This is a genomic window from Pseudomonas sp. D47, assembly GCF_045447305.1.
Classification (GTDB): domain Bacteria; phylum Pseudomonadota; class Gammaproteobacteria; order Pseudomonadales; family Pseudomonadaceae; genus Aquipseudomonas.
On sequence record NZ_JBJGXU010000019.1, the window covers coordinates 33,404 to 52,376 of the forward strand.

At 57.3% G+C, this 18,973-nt stretch carries 17 protein-coding genes and 4 tRNA genes; 6 read left to right on the plus strand and 15 right to left on the minus strand.

Translation table 11 applies throughout. The features are described from left to right. Positions 1–36: 36 nt before the first annotated feature. The 5 genes from ACI77I_RS14905 (at position 37) to ACI77I_RS14925 (ending at position 3,535) form a co-directional block, all read left to right on the plus strand. A complete protein-coding gene (locus ACI77I_RS14905; RefSeq protein ID WP_406997842.1) occupies positions 37–417 on the plus strand; it encodes a hypothetical protein in 381 nt (126 codons plus the stop codon). A gap of 8 nt (positions 418–425) precedes the next feature. Then, complete coding sequence (locus tag ACI77I_RS14910; RefSeq protein WP_406997843.1) at positions 426–833, plus strand: hypothetical protein; 408 nt, start codon at positions 426–428, stop codon at positions 831–833. A 2-nt stretch (positions 834–835) separates the two neighbouring features. Beyond that, on the plus strand, positions 836–1,126 hold the full coding sequence (locus tag ACI77I_RS14915) for a hypothetical protein (protein ID WP_406997844.1): 291 nt from the start codon (positions 836–838) through the stop codon (positions 1,124–1,126). After that, positions 1,113–2,576, plus strand: a complete 1,464-nt coding sequence (locus ACI77I_RS14920) for a DEAD/DEAH box helicase family protein (protein ID WP_406997845.1) — start codon at positions 1,113–1,115, stop codon at positions 2,574–2,576. The genes ACI77I_RS14915 and ACI77I_RS14920 overlap by 14 nt, the downstream gene beginning before the upstream one ends. 617 nt (positions 2,577–3,193) lie before the next feature. Further along, positions 3,194–3,535 carry a hypothetical protein gene (locus ACI77I_RS14925; protein WP_406997846.1) on the plus strand — a complete coding sequence of 114 codons (342 nt, stop codon included), beginning with the start codon at positions 3,194–3,196 and terminating at the stop codon, positions 3,533–3,535. Between the two features lie 458 nt (positions 3,536–3,993). Here the strand turns inward: ACI77I_RS14925 and ACI77I_RS14930 are convergent, their stop codons facing one another. Together ACI77I_RS14930 and ACI77I_RS14935 are read right to left on the minus strand one after the other, a co-directional pair. Beyond that, positions 3,994–4,314 (minus strand): hypothetical protein, encoded by a 321-nt coding sequence (locus ACI77I_RS14930; RefSeq protein ID WP_406997848.1) that lies wholly within the window; start codon positions 4,312–4,314, stop codon positions 3,994–3,996. 518 nt (positions 4,315–4,832) lie between these two features. After that, positions 4,833–4,909, minus strand: a tRNA-Val gene (locus tag ACI77I_RS14935). A 184-nt stretch (positions 4,910–5,093) separates the two neighbouring features. On the opposite strand from ACI77I_RS14935, the gene ACI77I_RS14940 reads away from it, so the two are divergent. Next, positions 5,094–6,377 carry an NAD(P)/FAD-dependent oxidoreductase gene (locus ACI77I_RS14940; protein ID WP_406997849.1) on the plus strand — a complete coding sequence of 428 codons (1,284 nt, stop codon included), beginning with the start codon at positions 5,094–5,096 and terminating at the stop codon, positions 6,375–6,377. A 196-nt stretch (positions 6,378–6,573) separates the two neighbouring features. Here the strand turns inward: ACI77I_RS14940 and ACI77I_RS14945 are convergent. From ACI77I_RS14945 to ACI77I_RS15005, 13 genes are all read right to left on the minus strand, one after another. After that, positions 6,574–6,650: transfer RNA gene (locus ACI77I_RS14945), tRNA-Asp, on the minus strand. Positions 6,651–6,754: 104 nt separating this feature from the next. Next, a tRNA-Asp gene (locus ACI77I_RS14950) sits at positions 6,755–6,831 on the minus strand. Between the two features lie 54 nt (positions 6,832–6,885). Further along, a tRNA-Val gene (locus ACI77I_RS14955) sits at positions 6,886–6,961 on the minus strand. A gap of 107 nt (positions 6,962–7,068) precedes the next feature. Next, positions 7,069–7,833 carry an SDR family oxidoreductase gene (locus tag ACI77I_RS14960; protein ID WP_242151246.1) on the minus strand — a complete coding sequence of 255 codons (765 nt, stop codon included), beginning with the start codon at positions 7,831–7,833 and terminating at the stop codon, positions 7,069–7,071. An 11-nt stretch (positions 7,834–7,844) separates the two neighbouring features. After that, complete coding sequence (locus ACI77I_RS14965) at positions 7,845–9,056, minus strand: O-succinylhomoserine sulfhydrylase (RefSeq protein ID WP_010566994.1); 1,212 nt, start codon at positions 9,054–9,056, stop codon at positions 7,845–7,847. A gap of 65 nt (positions 9,057–9,121) precedes the next feature. After that, a complete protein-coding gene (gene purF / locus ACI77I_RS14970) occupies positions 9,122–10,627 on the minus strand; it encodes an amidophosphoribosyltransferase (protein WP_094953096.1) in 1,506 nt (501 codons plus the stop codon). 41 nt (positions 10,628–10,668) lie between these two features. After that, a complete protein-coding gene (locus ACI77I_RS14975) occupies positions 10,669–11,226 on the minus strand; it encodes a CvpA family protein (protein WP_003192538.1) in 558 nt (185 codons plus the stop codon). Positions 11,227–11,484: 258 nt separating this feature from the next. Beyond that, the gene (locus ACI77I_RS14980; RefSeq protein WP_406997850.1) at positions 11,485–12,150 is read right to left on the minus strand and encodes an SPOR domain-containing protein; all 666 of its coding nucleotides are present in this window, start codon (positions 12,148–12,150) and stop codon (positions 11,485–11,487) included. Then, the gene (gene folC / locus ACI77I_RS14985) at positions 12,134–13,441 is read right to left on the minus strand and encodes a bifunctional tetrahydrofolate synthase/dihydrofolate synthase (protein ID WP_406997851.1); all 1,308 of its coding nucleotides are present in this window, start codon (positions 13,439–13,441) and stop codon (positions 12,134–12,136) included. Before folC ends, ACI77I_RS14980 begins: the two co-directional genes overlap by 17 nt. Next, a complete protein-coding gene (gene accD, locus ACI77I_RS14990) occupies positions 13,438–14,358 on the minus strand; it encodes an acetyl-CoA carboxylase, carboxyltransferase subunit beta (protein ID WP_094953099.1) in 921 nt (306 codons plus the stop codon). Before accD ends, folC begins: the two co-directional genes overlap by 4 nt. A gap of 245 nt (positions 14,359–14,603) precedes the next feature. Then, a complete protein-coding gene (locus tag ACI77I_RS14995; protein WP_406997852.1) occupies positions 14,604–15,236 on the minus strand; it encodes a phosphoribosylanthranilate isomerase in 633 nt (210 codons plus the stop codon). A gap of 64 nt (positions 15,237–15,300) precedes the next feature. Next, positions 15,301–16,125 carry a tRNA pseudouridine(38-40) synthase TruA gene (truA, locus tag ACI77I_RS15000; RefSeq protein ID WP_094953101.1) on the minus strand — a complete coding sequence of 275 codons (825 nt, stop codon included), beginning with the start codon at positions 16,123–16,125 and terminating at the stop codon, positions 15,301–15,303. A 231-nt stretch (positions 16,126–16,356) separates the two neighbouring features. After that, a complete protein-coding gene (locus tag ACI77I_RS15005) occupies positions 16,357–18,936 on the minus strand; it encodes a FimV/HubP family polar landmark protein (protein WP_406997853.1) in 2,580 nt (859 codons plus the stop codon). Between the last annotated feature and the right edge of the window lie 37 nt (positions 18,937–18,973).

Consider the following 18,973-nt stretch of genomic DNA (forward strand, 5'->3'; position numbering starts at 1 on the left):
ACGAGTATAGCATATAGTTGATATAACATTTTCTTGATGACCTTGATTTCCTACCCCAGGAAACGAAAGGCATGTGTAGCTAATGGAACCCTTCCATTATTAGAGAATGCTGTATCCATCCTGCAAACACCTAAACCTGAGAACCATATGAACCCCACCCTAGAAGACATTGTGGCGCTTCGTCATGCGCGCCTTAAAACACTTACAAGCAAGCTGATCTATCTGATGATCCTCAACGGAGCTAAAGATGATGGCTGGACTACTATCTCAATCAGCGAGTTTGGACACGCAACAGCACTCACACGCAGAGCCGTAGATTACATCATAAAGGGCTTACTAACGTCTGGCGTGATTGAGCGTAGAAAGTCTGGACCAGCGTACACCTCTCCCTATCAATATCGAATCATCGAAATCTGAGGATTAATATGAACACAGTTACAATGAGTGAAGTGAAAGAACTGGCCCGCCAGACCGGCAACTCTACGATGGGCGTCCTTACTGACCTCCTAGAGAATGGCTATGAGTTAGTCGAAGAAGCACCTGTACCTAGGGGCAACCCGCTTGCATCATCCAAGGATGCGCTAGCTCTATGGAAAGCGACCAAGCAACAAGTGGCAGACGACTTGTATAAGTCAGACCCACTCATTCGTCAGATGGTAGATGTGGATAATGCCTATCGTGGGTTTGGCAGCCAGCCTACAGAGAGTGTCGTTAAGCGTGACGCCTTCGGCAATGTGATTGGCACTACTAAGTCAATGCTCACTGGCGCAACGATGAAAGAGCAAGCAGAACTGATGGCCGCTATCCGCAACAAATACAATCAAGGAGAATAACTATGAAAGCCATTGATCTTACACAAGCAGAAATTAAAGTATTGGAGCAGCGTCGATCCGCACTAGGCGCTATGGACTGTGACATTGCCAAGAAGAACAGGCTCATCACAGGCATTAAGGACCACAAGGGGGTTGAGTATGGCATGACTCAATTTGGCTCGTACCAAGTTCTGTTCACCAAAGGTTATCAGTCCTTCCCTATCGAGCTAACAGGAACATTTACAGACCCTCGACAGATTGTCAGACTAGTAGATAGCCTAGTTGCAGAAGGGAAGCTGATTGAATCAGAGTAAGACCAAGATAGTATTCGTAGCAGAAGCTACACCCGGCACAGGCAAGACAGAACAATTCATCAAAGAGCTAGACTCTGATCCCTACAAGCGGTACGTGTATGCTGTGCCTACCAAGGTACTGTCAAAGGATGTAGTCAAACGCATCCAAGCAAAAGGTATCAATCACGTATGCGTAATCAACAGTGACACGCATAAGAACGTCACTGACACTGTAGAATGCGCGCTGCTTGAAGATGAGCCCAAGGTGCTTGTCATTACGCATAAGACACTACTAGACCTCGATCCTCGCTACCTCCAAGATTGGATCGTGGTCATTGACGAAGTACCCTCAGTCGCTAACAATCTTACCAAAGACATTGGCGACCACGCTTATACAAACTTCCTAGAGAAATTCATTGAAATTGATAGCGTCTCCACCAGAGCGTTTATCAAGCAGGGAATGACGAAGGAGGCCAGAGCCACCTACTCTGATGTAGTAAACGATAAGGGTATGTCTACTATCTGCACTTGTCTTGGCGCCCTTCTCAGGGGTAAGGCTGATGTATTCATCAAAGAATATGTAGACAAGAAAGACAGCAGATGGAAGTGGCAAATCAGGGTGATTGATTACTTTGACTTAAGCGGGATCTATGAAGCTGCCCAAGAAACACACATCCTAGGTGCCAATGTCACAGGTACGTTAGCCTATCAGCACGCCCTGACCAAGGGATACGCTCTTGAAGTCTCCAAGTTCACACCAGAATACAGAGGCTACAAGCACCCAAGTTACATATACCCACTGATTGGGGGAAGCAAGGTAAGCAAGACCATGCTACTGACGCTCCCCAATGGTGATGTAGCAGAGGAATGGAATGAACAAGTGTACGGGCATGCTCTGCTACGTGACGCTATCCAGTTCGTCCAAGGTGAACCCCTTCTTGCTCAAGTACATGACTGGTGCAAGTTCCCCTTTGAAGACTATCCCAACGTTATACGTATGCCCTTTGATGCAAGGGGATTGAATGGATACTCAGGCGTACACCATACGCTCTCATTGATCCATGGCAATCCTAATCCTGTCGATGATCGGAATAACTCTGAGATGCTAGCAAAGATGGCAGTAGATATTTCTGTAGGCAAGCAAGCGTTACGCAATGAACGATACAGAGAATACATATTCCAAGCGGCAACACGAAGCAGCATCAGGACTTTCAGTAATGACAGACCGACTATTCACTTCGTGCCTACAGAAGAATCAGGGCGACACCTAGCGTTCGACTTGACAGGGTGCCACTACATTCTCAAAGACTTGACTAGGCACGCTCCAATTAGCAATGCAAAAGACAAAACAAAGCACAACATCGTCACAGCAAAAGGTTTGTCATCTGATGGATTCTCATTGCGAAGCATTGCAGCGACCATGGGTGTTAGCAAAAGCATAGTATCCAAGTGGTTGAAGGCTGATGAATGAAGCTAGCCCTGTCCACTTTCTCTTAGAACTCTCTAAGGAAAAGTGGACACCTCCTCCACTCACTTAAGATCAAGAGCAACGTCAGCAAGCTGACAAGAGCACGCATTAAAGAAGAATCAAAAGCAGAGCACCTACCAGTGTATCGCTCTTGATCTTTCTTTATGCGTATGCCACTCCGTGGCGTGCTCTTGCTCTTGCCTCTGTCACGCAGTGACGTTAAGACAACAACCAATCAAGGACATGAGTATGCCAGACAATGACATTATAAGAATTCCAGATTTAAGATCTACAGTGATACATAGCATAACGATACGCAGAGGCTTAGCAAGGGAGATCATTAGTAAGCGTGGAGACTACAAAGCCTTGTACAACATTTCGTTCAATAACAAGTTAACCTTGCAAGCAGTAGGTTATATCTCAAGGCTAGACCTACGAGAGATTGAGATTGCAAGAGCAAACTAAACGGTGACACTCCTCTTAACCATACTACTTTGCCTACAGTACACCCAGCTAGTAATCATCCAGATCAAGCAAGATTACAGCATGACCGCTATAGCGCTTAACACCATAAGCTATTCACTATCCCTATTTATAATGATCCGACACAGAGCCAGACTATGAAATTCACACAAGAAGACAAGACAGAATACATTGAGACAAACTCCCATTGCGTATTAGCTAAGCGCTTAGGGATTAGTATGCTCACCCTGGATACCTATGCGGATGATCAAGGCTGGAAAGAGGAACACCGCATCTACTGGCATGACAAATCAATTGAGATCTTGAAACAAGAGCTAGTCAACGGAAACATCAGCGCTGTTAAAGAGATGCTTAAGGTTACAGGGAGCACAAGACCTGTAGGACGCCCACGTAAATTAGAGGTTGAGCGTGAAGTAGCTATTGGCAAACGGATTGACGAAGAGTTTGCAGCAGACATTCGAAGAATGAACGGCAAATGACAGGCTAATAAGGATAATTATTTATTTAGAAAGGAGGGACGCATTGGGTTATATGACTAGCGTTCAATTTAAAAGGTGAACACAAGACGTAGATATAGCAGGTTGAGCGTAACGCTCAGACTCTAGGTGATTCCTAGATGCCCCTCAGGGGTGCTCAATGTGTTACCACACTGGCCGTTCTTCACAGGGGCTAAGCCCTCTATGCCTGATAGTTCAGCTACCAGTCACCTGCCCTTCTAACCACGCCAGAAGGGTTAAGCGATCCACCTCTGAGGGTGGCACCTCGGCCTGTTTACAAACCACCGGCTCGGTCCTATCTGCGTTCACATCAACACTACACCATCTAAGGTTCGCTATGACGCTACTTACTTTAAGGCGCCTCACTCAATGAGACGTGCAGTTCAGCGTCCGCTGAGCCCGTTTGCATAGGAAACTTATAATCCATCAGTCGAAGGAAATCAAGTATCAAAATTGCGGTCAGATTCAGAGTCCACGAAAGCCATTATCTTTCCGTAAGCTTTTTCAATCTGTGGCTGTGGTCCGAATCTAGCCCTTAATATACTGAGGCCTGGAACCAAAAACTTAATTGAATGTATCCCGACCTTCTCGATTGAACACCCTTCCGCTTTTAAATAGTAAAGTTTTATCATGTGCAACTCGCAGCCGCCCTCTTCCATTGCACCATGATAAAGACTCCGATGTATCCCAAGTGAGTCAGCCACTTGATTGCCGAAGGCCTTACCTCGCCAAGCTCGATACAACGATGCAAAAACACTCATGACGGACTCCTTGTCGAGACAGCAGAAGCTTTATTACGCCATCACACGACAATTTTAGCTAGAAATCCAGAAGCCTCATTGCATACATAAGCACCCTACCCCACACCCCCTGCCCCACCCCTAGAGAGACGCCCCTCCAGCGCTACAGCAGCACACAGAGCGTTCAGGATTCACCACAGAGTGTAGGGTGTTGAGCGTGGCCGACAGGCGTACCCGCCTCACAGCAGGCACGTAGCTCAGTTGGTTAGGCAGCCTGCCCTTGTGAGGCACGAACAACGGGCAAGGGAGTGAGCTTGCGAACGTACCACCACCTAGACAAGATAGTGAACGAGCCATGTATATCAATGGGTTAGGTAGAGTCGTTCACAAATCTGAGTGTGAACAGGGGGAGGTACAGGTGTACGTTCACATTGCCTTGTGTGAATGAACCCTATAATTTGTGAATGTTTTCTTAGGCAAAGAAAAAGGGGAACCCTTTCGGATTCCCCCTCACACCGCCCAGCAGAGCGGATTTTGTTTGGTAGGCGCGATTGGACTCGAACCAACGACCCCCACCATGTCAAGGTGGTGCTCTAACCAACTGAGCTACGTGCCTGCTGTGAGGCGGCATTCTACGGAATTGTGGAGGGGTGTCAACATCTTTTTTGCAGCTAACCCTATGAATATGCGAATTATTTATTTGCCGGGGGTACGCCCGTCGTTTTCGGGTGGCTGGCAGGCAATTTTCAACTCAGGTAGGATCTGGGCACTCGTAAAAAATATAAAACAGAGGTTCCAGGATGGCGAACACCCCCTACCCCCAGTCGTATTACGCCGCGTCCGCGAATGCGGTTCCACCGCGCCCGGTACTGCAAGGTGAAGTCGAAACCGATGTGTGCGTGATCGGTGCCGGCTACACCGGTCTTTCCAGCGCGCTGTTTTTGCTGGAGAACGGTTTTCGCGTCACGGTGCTGGAAGCCGCCAAGGTGGGGTTTGGCGCGTCAGGCCGTAACGGTGGGCAAATCGTCAACAGCTACAGCCGCGACATTGATGTGATCGAACGCAGCGTTGGCCCAAAGCAGGCACAGTTGCTAGGGCAAATGGCGTTTGAGGGCAGCAAAATCATTCGTGAGCGTGTGGCCAAGTATCAGATCCAGTGCGACTTGAAGGACGGCGGCGTGTTCGCCGCACTCAACAGCAAGCACATGGGCCATCTGGAGTCGCAGCAGCGCCTGTGGGAACGCTACGGCCATACGCAGCTTGAGTTGCTGGATGAACGCCGTATTCGTGAAGTTGTAGCGTGTGACAACTATGTCGGCGGCCTGCTGGACATGAGTGGCGGGCACATTCATCCGCTCAACCTGGCACTGGGTGAAGCGGCGGCTGTGGAGTCTCTGGGCGGCACGATCTACGAGCAATCGGCCGCCATACGCATCGAGCGCGGCGCCAACCCGGTGGTGCACACCGCCGAAGGCAAAGTCAGGGCCAAGTTCATCATCGTCGCGGGCAACGCCTACCTGGGCAACCTGGTACCGGAGCTGGCGGCCAAATCTATGCCTTGTGGCACCCAGGTCATCACCACAGCACCGCTGGGCGATGAGCTGCCCAAGACGTTGCTGCCGCAGGATTATTGCGTCGAAGACTGCAACTACCTGCTCGACTACTATCGCCTCACCAGCGACAAGCGCCTGATCTTTGGCGGCGGCGTGGTGTATGGCGCGCGTGACCCAGCCAATATCGAAGCGATCATCCGCCCGAAGATGCTCAAGGCCTTCCCGCAGCTCAAGGATGTGAAAATCGATTACGCCTGGACCGGTAATTTCCTGCTAACCCTGTCGCGCCTGCCGCAGGTCGGTCGACTGGGCGACAACATCTATTACTCACAGGGCTGCAGCGGCCATGGCGTGACGTACACGCACTTGGCAGGCAAGGTACTGGCGGAGGCGCTGAGAGGCCAGGCAGAGCGTTTTGATGCGTTTGCCGACCTGCCGCACTACCCGTTCCCAGGTGGGCAACTGTTGCGCACGCCGTTCGCAGCGCTAGGCGCGTGGTATTACGGTTTGCGGGATAAATTAGGATTTTAAAACCTGTAGGAGTCGGCTTGCCGGCGATGGCGATCTTGAAGACGTCATCGCCGGCAAGCCGACTCCCACAGTTCTCATTATCAAATCGCAGACACAAAAAACCCCGGTCTCTCGACCAGGGTCTTTGCTATCGGATCAAAGTCAGCCAGTGGCTTTCTTTGTGCTTCAAGGCGTTCAGTGGGCCTTGATGCAGATATGGCGCAGCGGACGGGACTCGAACCCGCGACCCCCGGCGTGACAGGCCGGTATTCTAACCGACTGAACTACCGCTGCGTATCGCTTGACCAGTTGAGCGTAAACCCTCAACCGTCTTTAAACATCTGATCGATCAGCCTTGGCTGTTCAATCTCAAGCTCGACATGTCGAACCTGGAAATATGGCGCAGCGGACGGGACTCGAACCCGCGACCCCCGGCGTGACAGGCCGGTATTCTAACCGACTGAACTACCGCTGCGCGTCGGTGCAACCTTAACGTTGCGTCTTACCCTAAGGCAAAACTCTCAAGAAGTGGTGGGTGATGACGGGATCGAACCGCCGACCCTCTGCTTGTAAGGCAGATGCTCTCCCAGCTGAGCTAATCACCCTTTGCTTCGTTGAGGCCGCGAAATTTACGCAGGTAGCAGACCTAAGTCAATAGCCTGCTTGAAGTTTTTCTGAAAAAGACAAAATAGCTTCAAGGCGGCTACCCGCCCTACTCGGTGTAAATCATCTTCTTGCTCATGCCGCCGTCCACCACGAACTCTTGCCCGGTGACAAACCCCGCCTGGCGCGACAGCAACCACGCCACCATCGCCGCCACGTCCTCAACCGTGCCCACCCTGCCCGCGGGATGCTGGGCATGGTCGGCATCGGTCAAAGGCTCGGCACGCCGCGCCGCCGGATCACGCGCATCGATCCAGCCAGGGCTCACAGCGTTGACACGCACCTCTGGCCCCAGACTCATGGCCAACGCGTGCGTCAAGGCCAGCAGGCCGCCCTTGCTCGCTGCATAGGCCTCGGTGTCGGGCTCCGACTGACGCGCCCGGGTCGACGCCAGGTTGACGATGGCACCGCCGTGGGCACGCAGGTACGGCGCGCAGTGCTTGGCCAGCAGCATCGGCCCACTGAGGTTCACCGCCAGTACGCGGTTCCAATACGCCAGGTCGAGGCTTTCCAGGGTGATATTGCGCGGGTCGGCTACCGCCGCGTTGCACACCAGCGCGTCGAGGCGCCCAAACTGCCCCAACACTTCGGCAACGCCCTGGGCGACTTGTTTTTCGTCGGCCACGTCCATGGTGATAAACCAGGCGTTGTCACCTAGCACCTTGGACACCTTGGAGCCGCGCTCGCGGTCCAGGTCGGTCAACACCACCTGCCAGCCTTCGCTGATCAACCACGCGGCAATGCCCAGGCCAATGCCCCGCGCCGCGCCCGTCACCAGTGCGACACGGCCGTTACCAGCCGCTGCAGCTTCCATGGACCACTCGATCACAAGGCTGCCAGCCCGCGGGCCAGATCAGCCTGCAAGTCAGCCACATCTTCCAGGCCCACCGCGATGCGGATCAGGCTGTCACGAATGCCGGCTGCCTCGCGCTCTTGCGGGGCCAGGCGACCATGGGAGGTGGTGCTTGGGTGCGTAATGGTGGTCTTGCTATCACCCAGGTTGGCGGTGATGGAGATCAAGCGTGTCGCATCGATAAAGCGCCAGGCGCCCTCTTTGCCACCCTTCACTTCGAAGCTGACCACGGCGCCGAAACCACGCTGCTGGCGCTGGGCCAATTCGTGTTGCGGGTGGCTCTTGAGGCCTGCGTAGTGGACCTTCTCGATACCGTCCTGCTGCTCCAGCCACTCGGCCAGGGCCTGGGCATTGGCGCAATGGGCCTTCATGCGCAGGCTGAGGGTTTCCAGGCCTTTGAGGAAGATCCAGGCATTGAACGGGCTCAAAGTCGGGCCGGCGGTGCGCAAGAAGCCCACCACTTCTTTCATCTGCTCACTGCGGCCAGCAACTACACCGCCCATGCAACGGCCCTGGCCATCGATGAACTTGGTGGCCGAGTGCACAACAATGTCCGCACCCAGCTTCAACGGCTGCTGCAACGCAGGCGTGCAGAAGCAGTTGTCGACCACCAGCATCGCGCCCTTGGCGTGCGCCACTTCGGACAATGCAGCGATATCCACCAGCTCGGCCAACGGGTTGGACGGCGACTCGACAAACAGCAATTTAGTGTTGGCCTTGATCGCCGCATCCCAACCGGACAGGTCCGCCAGGGGCACGTAATCCACTTCGATGCCAAAACGCTTGAAGTACTTCTCGAACAGGCTGATGGTCGAACCGAACACGCTGCGCGACACCAGCACATGGTCGCCAGCGCTGCACAGGCTCATCACCACGGCCAGGATGGCAGCCATGCCGGTCGCCGTGGCCACCGCCTGCTCAGCGCCTTCCAGAGCCGCGATACGCTCCTCGAACGCACGCACGGTCGGGTTGGTGTAGCGCGAATACACGTTACCCGGCACTTCACCGGCAAAACGCGCGGCGGCGTCGGCGGCGGTGCGGAACACGTAGCTGGAGGTGAAGAACATCGGGTCACCGTGCTCACCTTCCGGGGTGCGGTGCTGGCCAGCGCGCACAGCCAGGGTATCGAAAGCTACGCCATCGAGGTCGCTGTCCAAGCGACCGGCATCCCATTCCTGACTCATGCTGCGACTCCTTACTCAATTCTTTATTTAAGATACAAAACCGGCCCCTCAGGGCCGGTGTTTACTCAGTTGTTGTACAGATCGATAATCGCGCTGACCGCCTGGGTCTTGATCTTCGACGAGTCGTTACGCGCCTGCTCGATCTTGTTCAGGTAAGCCTCATCGACATCACCGGTCACGTACTTGCCATCGAACACGGCGCAGTCGAACTGCTCGATCTTGATCTTGCCACCACCGACCGCTTCGATCAGGTCCGACAGGTCCTGATAGATCAGCCAGTCGGCGCCAATCAGGTCAGCCACGTCCTGGGTCGAACGGTTATGGGCGATCAGTTCGTGGGCGCTCGGCATGTCGATACCGTACACGTTCGGGTAGCGCACGGCAGGTGCAGCAGAACAGAAGTACACGTTCTTGGCGCCGGCTTCGCGGGCCATCTGGATGATCTGCTTGCAGGTGGTGCCGCGTACGATGGAATCGTCCACCAGCATCACGTTCTTGCCGCGGAATTCCAGCTCGATGGCGTTGAGCTTCTGGCGTACCGACTTCTTGCGCGCAGCCTGGCCGGGCATGATAAAGGTGCGGCCGATGTAGCGGTTCTTGACGAAGCCTTCGCGGAACTTGACGCCCAAGTGGTTGGCCAGTTCCAACGCAGCGGTACGGCTGGTGTCCGGGATCGGGATCACCACGTCGATATCGTGCTCAGGACGCTCGCGCAGGATCTTCTCGGCCAGCTTCTCGCCCATGCGCAGGCGCGCCTTGTACACCGAAACGCCGTCGATGATCGAATCCGGACGCGCCAGGTAGACGTGCTCGAAGATGCACGGGGTGAGTTTTGGTGCCACAGCGCATTGACGAGTGTGCAACTTGCCGTCTTCGGTGATGTAGACCGCTTCGCCCGGCGCGAGGTCGCGGATCAGGGTGAAGCCCAGCACGTCGAGGGACACGCTTTCGGAGGCGATCATGTATTCGACGCCTTCGTCGGTGTGACGCTGGCCGAACACGATCGGGCGGATGCCGTGCGGATCGCGGAAACCGACGATGCCGTAACCGGTGACCATGGCCACGACCGCGTAACCACCGACGCAACGGTTGTGCACGTCAGTCACGGCAGCGAACACGTCTTCTTCGGTCGGCTGCAGCTTGCCGCGCTGGGCCAACTCGTGGGCGAACACGTTGAGCAGCACCTCCGAGTCGGAGCTGGTGTTGACGTGGCGCAGGTCAGATTCGTAAATCTCCTTGGCCAGCTGTTCAACGTTGGTCAGGTTACCGTTGTGCGCCAGGGTGATGCCGTAAGGCGAGTTGACGTAAAACGGTTGAGCTTCGGCCGAGGTCGAGCTACCAGCAGTCGGGTAACGCACATGGCCAATGCCCATGTGCCCGACGAGGCGCTGCATGTGACGCTGATGGAACACGTCACGCACCAGACCATTGTCCTTGCGCAGGAATAACCGGCCGTCGTGGCTGGTCACAATACCGGCAGCGTCCTGGCCGCGGTGCTGGAGGACGGTTAGCGCGTCATACAGCGCCTGATTGACGTTCGACTTACCGACGATACCGACGATGCCACACATGCGACGCAACCCCTACTTAATGAATCTTGACTGAACACAGCTTACTGAGGCGTTTTGGCCGGTAAGAGGTGTTCCTTGAACGGAAGATCAGCGGGTACGCTGATTCCGCTGGCCAGCCACTGACTGCTCCACCCCAAAATGAGGTTCTTGGACCAATCTGCAACCAATAGAAATTTTGGCACGAGTACCGACTCCTGCCACCACGAATCCTGCTGTACCGGCCCCAGGCTCAACAGCCCAACCGCCACAACCACCAGCAATGCGCCACGCGCGGCGCCGAAGGCCATGCCGAGAAATCGATCGGTCCCTGAGAGGCCGGTGACACGTATCAACTCGCCAATAAGATAATTGACCATTGCCCCCACCAGCAGCGTGGCGATGAACATGATGGCGCAGCCCGCGATGACGCGAGCCGAAGGTGTCTCGATGTAACCGGCCAGGTAAACCGACAGTGAACCACCGAACATCCAGGCTACGACTCCTGCGATGATCCAGGTCAGCAACGACAGTGCTTCTTTTACGAAGCCGCGGCTTAGACTGATCAATGCGGAGATGGCGACGATTGCAACGATCGCCCAATCAACCCAGGTAAATGGCACAGTGCAGCCTACGTACGGATAAGGCGGCGCATTTTAGCAGAGCGCCGGGCTATCGGTAAGCTGTGATTGCGGGTGCTTTGCAAATCAATGGGTTGCGTAGAGCGAACGCGCTTTCAAGACCACCAAAAAACAATGTGGGAGCTGGCTTGCCTGCGACGAGGCAGGCGCACCCAACATCGCTGTTGACTGAGCCACCGCTATCGCAGGCAAGCCAGCTCCCACATTCGGCCTGCATTCCAATCAGAAGCTTGCAGTTATTCACCCGCGCTCAGGCTGGAAACGCACCACAAAACCATTCAGATTCTGCTGGCGACCCAGCAAGTCCCGCAGGCGGTCCGCCTCGGCACGCTCGATCAACGGCCCGATAAACACCCGGTTTTTGCCATCGGCACTGCGGATATAGGCGTTGTAGCCCTGAGTACGCAGTTTTTTCTGCAAGGCTTCGGCGCTATCACGATTGGCCAGGCTGGCGAGCTGGATCGACCAACTGATCGGCAAGCCATTCGGGTCGATGCGGCTTTGGCCCACATCCGGCTTACCCGGCGCGGCAGGTTGCGGCGCCACCGGCTTGGGCGCAGGGGCTGGCGCGGCCGGCTTGGCAGCGACGACGGGGGCGGCTGGGGCAGGCGCCGGCTTGGCCACCGGAACACTCGGCTGCACCGGCATGGTCGGCGCCTGCTGCGCAGCCACCTCCTCATCGCTCGGCACAGGCTCTTCAGGCAATGCTTGCGGATCGGGCACCACCACCGGCTCAACCTGAACCTGAGGCACCGTCGGTGCCTGGGGCGTAGCCGGAGCCTCAACCACTACCTGGCGCTGTTCGTCCTGGCGGGAAAACAGCATCGGCAGGAAAATCACCGCCAATGCCACCAACACCAGGGCTCCAACCATTCGCTGCTTGTACGCGCTATCCAGTAATGCCATGTGCAGCTTCCTCCGTGGAGCGCCGGGCCAACCACTCTAGCGCCTCGGCAACACAATAAAATGATCCGAACAACAGAATCTCGTCCTCGGCCGTGGCCACCGCGCACTGCGCTTCAAGCGCAGCGGTGACGCTTGCATACGACGCCACCGGCGCACCAAGGTTCTGCAAAGCCACTTCCAACTCAGCAGCCGGGCGACTGCGCGGCGTATCCAGCGGCGCGACCGCCCAAGCTTGGACATTGCCCAACAACGGCGCAACTACGCCGCCCAAGTCTTTATCCACCAACAACCCGAACACCGCCAGGCGACGACCGACCGGCGGCGTGCGTGACAGGCGTTGCGCCAAGTACTCAGCGGCGTGGGGGTTATGCCCCACATCCAGCAACAGGTTGAGGCGCTTGCCTTCCCACTCGAAGGTGCGACGATCCAGTCGCCCAACTACACGGGTTGCCAGCAATGTGGCAGCAATCTGCTCGGCATGCCAAGGCAGCTCCAGCAGCAGGTAGGCTTGCAGCGCGAGCGCGGCGTTTTCCATCGGTAGGTTCAGCAGCGGCAGATCGCGTAATTCGACCACTTGGCCACGCGCGTCATGCCCACGCCATTGCCAATGCTGAGCGCCGATCTCGAGATTGAATTCGCGGCCGCGCAGGTAAAACGGGCAACCCAGCTCGCGCACCTTGTCGAGCAAGGGCTGCGGCGAGTCCAGGTCACCACACAGCGCAGGCTTGCCCTGGCGCAAGATCCCGGCCTTTTCAAAGGCCACCGACTCACGGGTATTGCCCAGGTAATCGGCATGATCAACACCAATGCTGGTGACCAGCGCCAGGTCGGCATCCACCACGTTGACCGTGTCCAGCCGCCCACCCAAGCCGACTTCCAGGACGACCACGTCCAATTGCGCACGCTCGAACAGCCAGAACGCCGCCAGGGTGCCCATCTCGAAGTAAGTCAGGGAAATCTCACCCCGCCCGGCATCCAGTGCGGCAAAGGCTTCGCAGAGCTGCTCGTCAGTGGCTTCGACGCCATTGAGCTGCACCCGCTCGTTATAACGCAGCAGGTGCGGGGAATTGTAGACGCCGACTTTCAGCCCTTGGGCTTGCAGCAGCGCAGCGACAAAGGCGCAGGTAGAGCCTTTGCCGTTGGTGCCGGTCACCGTGATCACACGCGGCGCCGGCCGGCCCAACCCAAGGCGGGCCGCTACCTGTTGCGAGCGCTCCAGGCCCATGTCGATGGCTGACGGATGCAACTGCTCAAGGTAGGCGAGCCATTCGCCCAGGGTACGTTGGGTCATAGGTTTGCAGGCACCGGCGGCACAACAATCGGTTCGATTTTAGGCGCGACGTACACAGGTGTCGGCAGGCCCATCATTTGCGCCAGCAGGTTACCCAGGCGTGGACGCAGCTCGCCACGGGCGATGATCATGTCGATGGCGCCGTGCTCCAGCAGGAACTCGCTGCGCTGGAAACCTTCGGGCAGTTTTTCGCGAACGGTCTGCTCGATCACGCGCGGGCCGGCAAAGCCGATCAGGGCTTTAGGTTCGCCGACGATCACATCACCCAGCATCGCCAGGCTGGCGGAAACACCACCGTAGACCGGGTCGGTCAGCACGGAGATGAACGGGATGCCTTCTTCACGCAGACGCGCCAGCACCGCGGAGGTCTTGGCCATTTGCATCAGGGAGATCAGCGCTTCCTGCATACGCGCGCCACCGGAGGCGGCGAAGCAGATCATCGGGCAACGGTTTTCCAGGGCGTAATTGGCGGCACGTACGAAACGCTCACCAACGATGGCACCCATGGAGCCGCCCATAAAGGAGAATTCAAATGCGGAAACCACCACCGGCATGCCCAGCAACTTGCCGCTGACAGAAATCAGCGCGTCTTTCTCACCGGTCTGCTTCTGCGCAGCGGTCAGGCGGTCCTTGTACTTCTTGCCGTCGCGGAACTTGAGACGGTCAACCGGCTCCAGCTCAGCACCCAACTCGGCACGGCCATCGGCGTCGAGGAAGATGTCGATGCGGGCGCGGGCGCCGATACGCATGTGGTGGTTGCACTTGGGGCAAACATCCAGAGTCTTTTCCAGCTCCGGGCGGTACAGCACCGCGTCGCAGGAGGGGCACTTATGCCACAGACCTTCAGGAACCGAGCTTTTCTTCACCTCGGAACGCATGATCGAAGGGATCAGTTTGTCTACTAACCAGTTGCTCATGCTTTCTTTCTCCAGTACCGGTGGCTTGAACACAGCCCCGCGTATGCCCTTGAGCTAAATTCATATGTGGCGATGACACAGACTGGACGGGGTCAGACGCTCGACCGGCCATTTCCTGCCTGTACCCTCAGCCTTCCAGACAACCTGCCAGCGCAGGGTTGCCACTTCATTTCCGGGCCTCCCGCAGGCGGCGCCGGTGCTGTTTTACACAGTGGTAGTTATGGACGGCGGCAGACTGCCAGCCGTCACATCGCGCCACTGCTGTTGCGCACGGCGTGCATGAACGCGCGAATCTTGTGGTGATCCTTGATGCCTTTGCCCTGCTCTACCCCACCGCTGACATCCACGGCATACGGCCGGACCCGCTCAATGGCCGCCCCGACATTCGCGGGGTTGAGCCCACCGGCCAGGATGATCGGCTTGCTCAGGCCCTCGGGTATCAACGACCAGTCAAACGCCTCACCCGTACCACCGGGCACACCTTCGACATAAGTGTCCAACAAGATTGCGCGAGCGCCAGTATAGGCAGCACATGCGGCAGCGATGTCATCCCCGGACTTGACGCGCAACGCCTTAATATACGGGCGCTGGTAGCTTTCACATTCGTCAGGGCTTTCGTCGCCGTGAAACTGCAGCATGTCGAGCTGCACGGCATCCAGGGTTTCGTTGAGTTCGCAACGGCTGGCGTTGACGAACAAGCCCACGGTGGTCACGAACGGCGGCAGCGCGGCGATGATCGCCCGCGCCTGCAACACGTTCACAGCCCGTGGGCTCTTGGCATAAAGCACCAAACCAATGGCGTCCGCCCCCGCCTCGACAGCCGCCAGCGCGTCTTCTATGCGAGTAATCCCGCAAATCTTGCTGCGAACGGCTGCCATATCGTAGAAACCTCAGGGGTTGAACCGAGAAAGTCCCGGATGGTAACAAAAGCTTTTCCGGGCGTCAGCCGCCAAGTTCGCTGAAACCTGTGAGGAAGTGTGGCCCGATGAAACGATCGGGCAATTCGAACTCGTCGCGGTACTCCACATCCACCAGATAAAGGCCGAACGGGTGCGCGGTCACCCCGCCGGTACGACGAACACGGCTTTCCAACACTTCCTTCGCCCACTCCACCGGGCGCTCGCCGGTGCCGATGGTCATCAACACGCCGGCAATGTTGCGCACCATATGGTGCAGGAAGGCGCCGGCACGGATATCCAGCACGATCATCTTGCCGTGACGGGTCACGCGCAGGTGATGCACTTCCTTGATCGGCGACTTGGCCTGACACTGGCCGGCACGGAACGCACTGAAATCATGCACGCCGACCAAATGCTGCGCGGCCTCGGCCATGCGCTCGGCGTCCAGCGGGCGGTGATTCCAGGTGATTTCTTGATTGAGGTGCGCCGGGCGGATCTGATCGTTGTAGATCACATAGCGGTAGCGCCGGGCGATGGCCTTGAAGCGCGCATGAAAATCCGCAGGCATGACCTTGGCCCAAGTGACGCTGACGTCATGCGGCAAATTGATATTTGCGCCCATCACCCACGCCTTCATCGTGCGCTCGGCCTGGGTATCGAAGTGCACCACTTGGCCGCAGGCGTGCACACCGGCATCGGTACGCCCGGCACACATCAGCGACACCGGCGAATCGGCGACCTTCGATAACGCGTTTTCGAGGGTTTCCTGCACCGTCAGCACACCAGAGGCCTGGCGCTGCCAGCCGCGATAGCGCGAGCCTTTGTATTCCACGCCCAGGGCGATGCGATTAAAGCCTGCGGCTGCCATTTCGGCGGCCGCGTTATCTATATTTGCCAAGAACTGAGAGCCCGATGAGTTGCGCAAAGGCGGCCATTATAAAGGCGGAGCAGATATGAGGGGCGCTTTTGTTGCAAGCCATGCGAAGGCCTGATGTGTGGGAGCTGGCTTGCCTGCGATTGCATCAATGCGGTGTAACAGATAAACCGAGTTGCCCGCGTCGCAGGCAAGTCAGCTCCCACATTGGTTCTGCGTTGCACCTTAGATTTTGCCGAGCATTTCCTTGGCCTCACCACGCTGGGCCTCATCGCCTTCGGTCAGCACTTCGGAAAGGATGTCGCGCGCACCGTCGGCATCGCCCATGTCGATGTAGGCCTGGGCCAGGTCCAACTTGGTGGCAACCTCGTCGGTGCCGGAGAGGAAATCAAATTCCGGCTCATCACCGCCCGACGCTGCGTCTTCAGCGGTGAACGAAGGCTCGATCGGCGGATGCTCCAGGCTCTGGGACAGGCGATCCAACTCGGCGTTGACGTCATCCAACTCAGACGCGAAGGCATCCGGCTTGGTTGCAGCCGGTGCTTGCGGCTCGTCAGCCAGGGACAAGTCGAAGTCTTCCGGCAGGTCCAAGTCGTCCAACGCGGCGGGCGTGAGCGTCGGCGGCTGAGCCGCCTGCACATCCTTCATCTGCTCTTCAAGGCCGGAAAGGAAATCGTCGTCAGCTTGGGTGGAAGACGGCGCTTCCAGTTGCAGGTCCAGGTCGAAGTCCGACAGATCGTCCGGGGCAGTCTTGGCTTCGGTCTGGCGCTGCAGGACAGATTCAAAACTCAGCTCATCCTCCGGGCGAACCACGGCAGGTGAAGCGGCTTCCAGATCGTCCAGGCTCAAGTCAAAATCGGTGTCGAAAGCGTCTGGTACTGGAGCCGGCGCGGCCGGCTTGTCTTCCAGCAAGTTCTTGACGTATTGCGCGTCCAAGGCTGCCGCAGCAACCGCAGCACTGACGCCCGCTGCCAACACAGCCATGCCCGGGAAGCGGCCTTTTAGTTGTTCAACCTGGGCGTGATTTTCACCCGTGGCCACCAGTTGACGCTCCTGGCTGATGAAGCCGTCCTTATCGCCTTGCAGGCCGTAAACCTCCATCAACTTCAAACGCAGGTCGCTGCGTTTTGGCTCGTGCTTGATCGCCTGCTGAAGGACGTCGGCAGCCTGGTTCAAATGACCGCGATCAATATGGGATTGAGCTTGTGCCAGCGAATCGCTGGAATTTTGCGGAGCCACTGCAGCGGCCAAGGGCGAAAGCACGGAGGCAACCGACGGCACCACCACCGGCTCGGCAACCGCAGCAGGTGCGGGCGCAGGAGCGGCAGCCATCTTGACGTTCGGCGCCACCACTTCCAGACCTTCAAAGCTGTCCGGTGGCAGATCGTGCTCTACGCTCGGGGAGAATTGCGGCTCTTCAGCCAGCGCCCGCGCCATCCGCAGGTGCTTTTCCTCTTCGAGACGGGCATTGCGATGACGCGCCCACAGCAGCAGGAGCAACAACACCAACAGACCGGCCGCGCCGCCAATGACACCAAGCACAACCGGGTTGGTCAGCAGCTCGTTGAATTTGCCTTCGGCGGCGGCAGCAGGCGCGGCATCCGGCTTGATTGGCTCGGGCGCAGGCGCTGCTGCAGTCGGCGTGGTATCCGCTGCCGGCGCAGTGGCCGCAGGCTCACCGGCCAACTGAGCGGGCATCGCCGCTGTTGCCGCCGCTGCCGGGTTACCGTTTTCAGCCTGCAACTTAGCCAACTGATCATTTTTCAGCTGAATCAGTTTTTGCAGCTTATCCAGTTGGCTTTGCAGGTCCGCCGCACGGCTTTTCAGCTCGGCATTGTCGCGGCGCGTGGTGTCCAGTTCTTCCTGGGTCATCGCCAGCTTGTCGTTTAGCGCCCGGCTATCACCGGCCTTGCCCTTCGCGCCCGGCTTGGCGGATTCGGCCGAGACCAGGCTCAAATTATCCTTGGCGCTGGTGCTCGCCGGCGCATTGCCCGCCTGGGTGCGCTTGGTCGCGTCCAGTTGCTGCTTGCCAGCGGCTTGATTTTTAGCCGTGCGGCGCCCTTCGCGCCAGGCCGCGTTTTGCGCGGTCACTTCGGCAATTGCCTCAGGCTGCGGCAGGCTGGTCGCTTGCACGCGATCCGGCAGGCGCAATACCTGGCCGGTTTTCAAGCGGTTGATATTGCCGTCTAGAAACGCATCAGGGTTGAGCGCCTGAATAGCCAGCATGGTTTGCTGGACCGAGGCGCCGTTGCGATTCTTCGCGGCAATTTCCCACAAGGTGTCGTGAGGCGTCGTGGTGTGCTGGGCAGCCTTGCTGACAGTCGGTGCAGTGCGGGCGGGCGCTGTAGCAGACGGCGCACTCAAGCGCGGTGCAGGCGCGCTGACGGCGGGCGTCGATTGCTCAAACTTCGCCGGGTCGAGCAGCACACTGTAGTCGCGCATCAGGCGGCCGTTAGGCCATTGCACCTGCAACAAGAAACGTACGTAGGAATCGGGCAGCGGCTTGCTGGAGGTAACGCGCACCACACTGCGGCCACTTGGATTGACCACTGGGGTAAATGTCAGGTCATTGAGAAACGCCTGGCGATCCACGCCCGCATCCACATATGCCTGGTCAGACGCCAGGCTGGGCGTGATCTCGGAAGCCGTAAGGCCACCGACATCGAGCAATTCGATTTCCACTGACAACGGCTGGTTCAACTTCGACTTGAGGGTCATCTCCCCAAGCTGCAGCGCCTGCGCCATACCGGAGGACAGCGCCGAGGCGGCCGCTATTGCTAACACCAGTTTGCGAACTTGAACCATAGCCTCATCCTTTGTCTGAACACTCCCCGACCTGCGA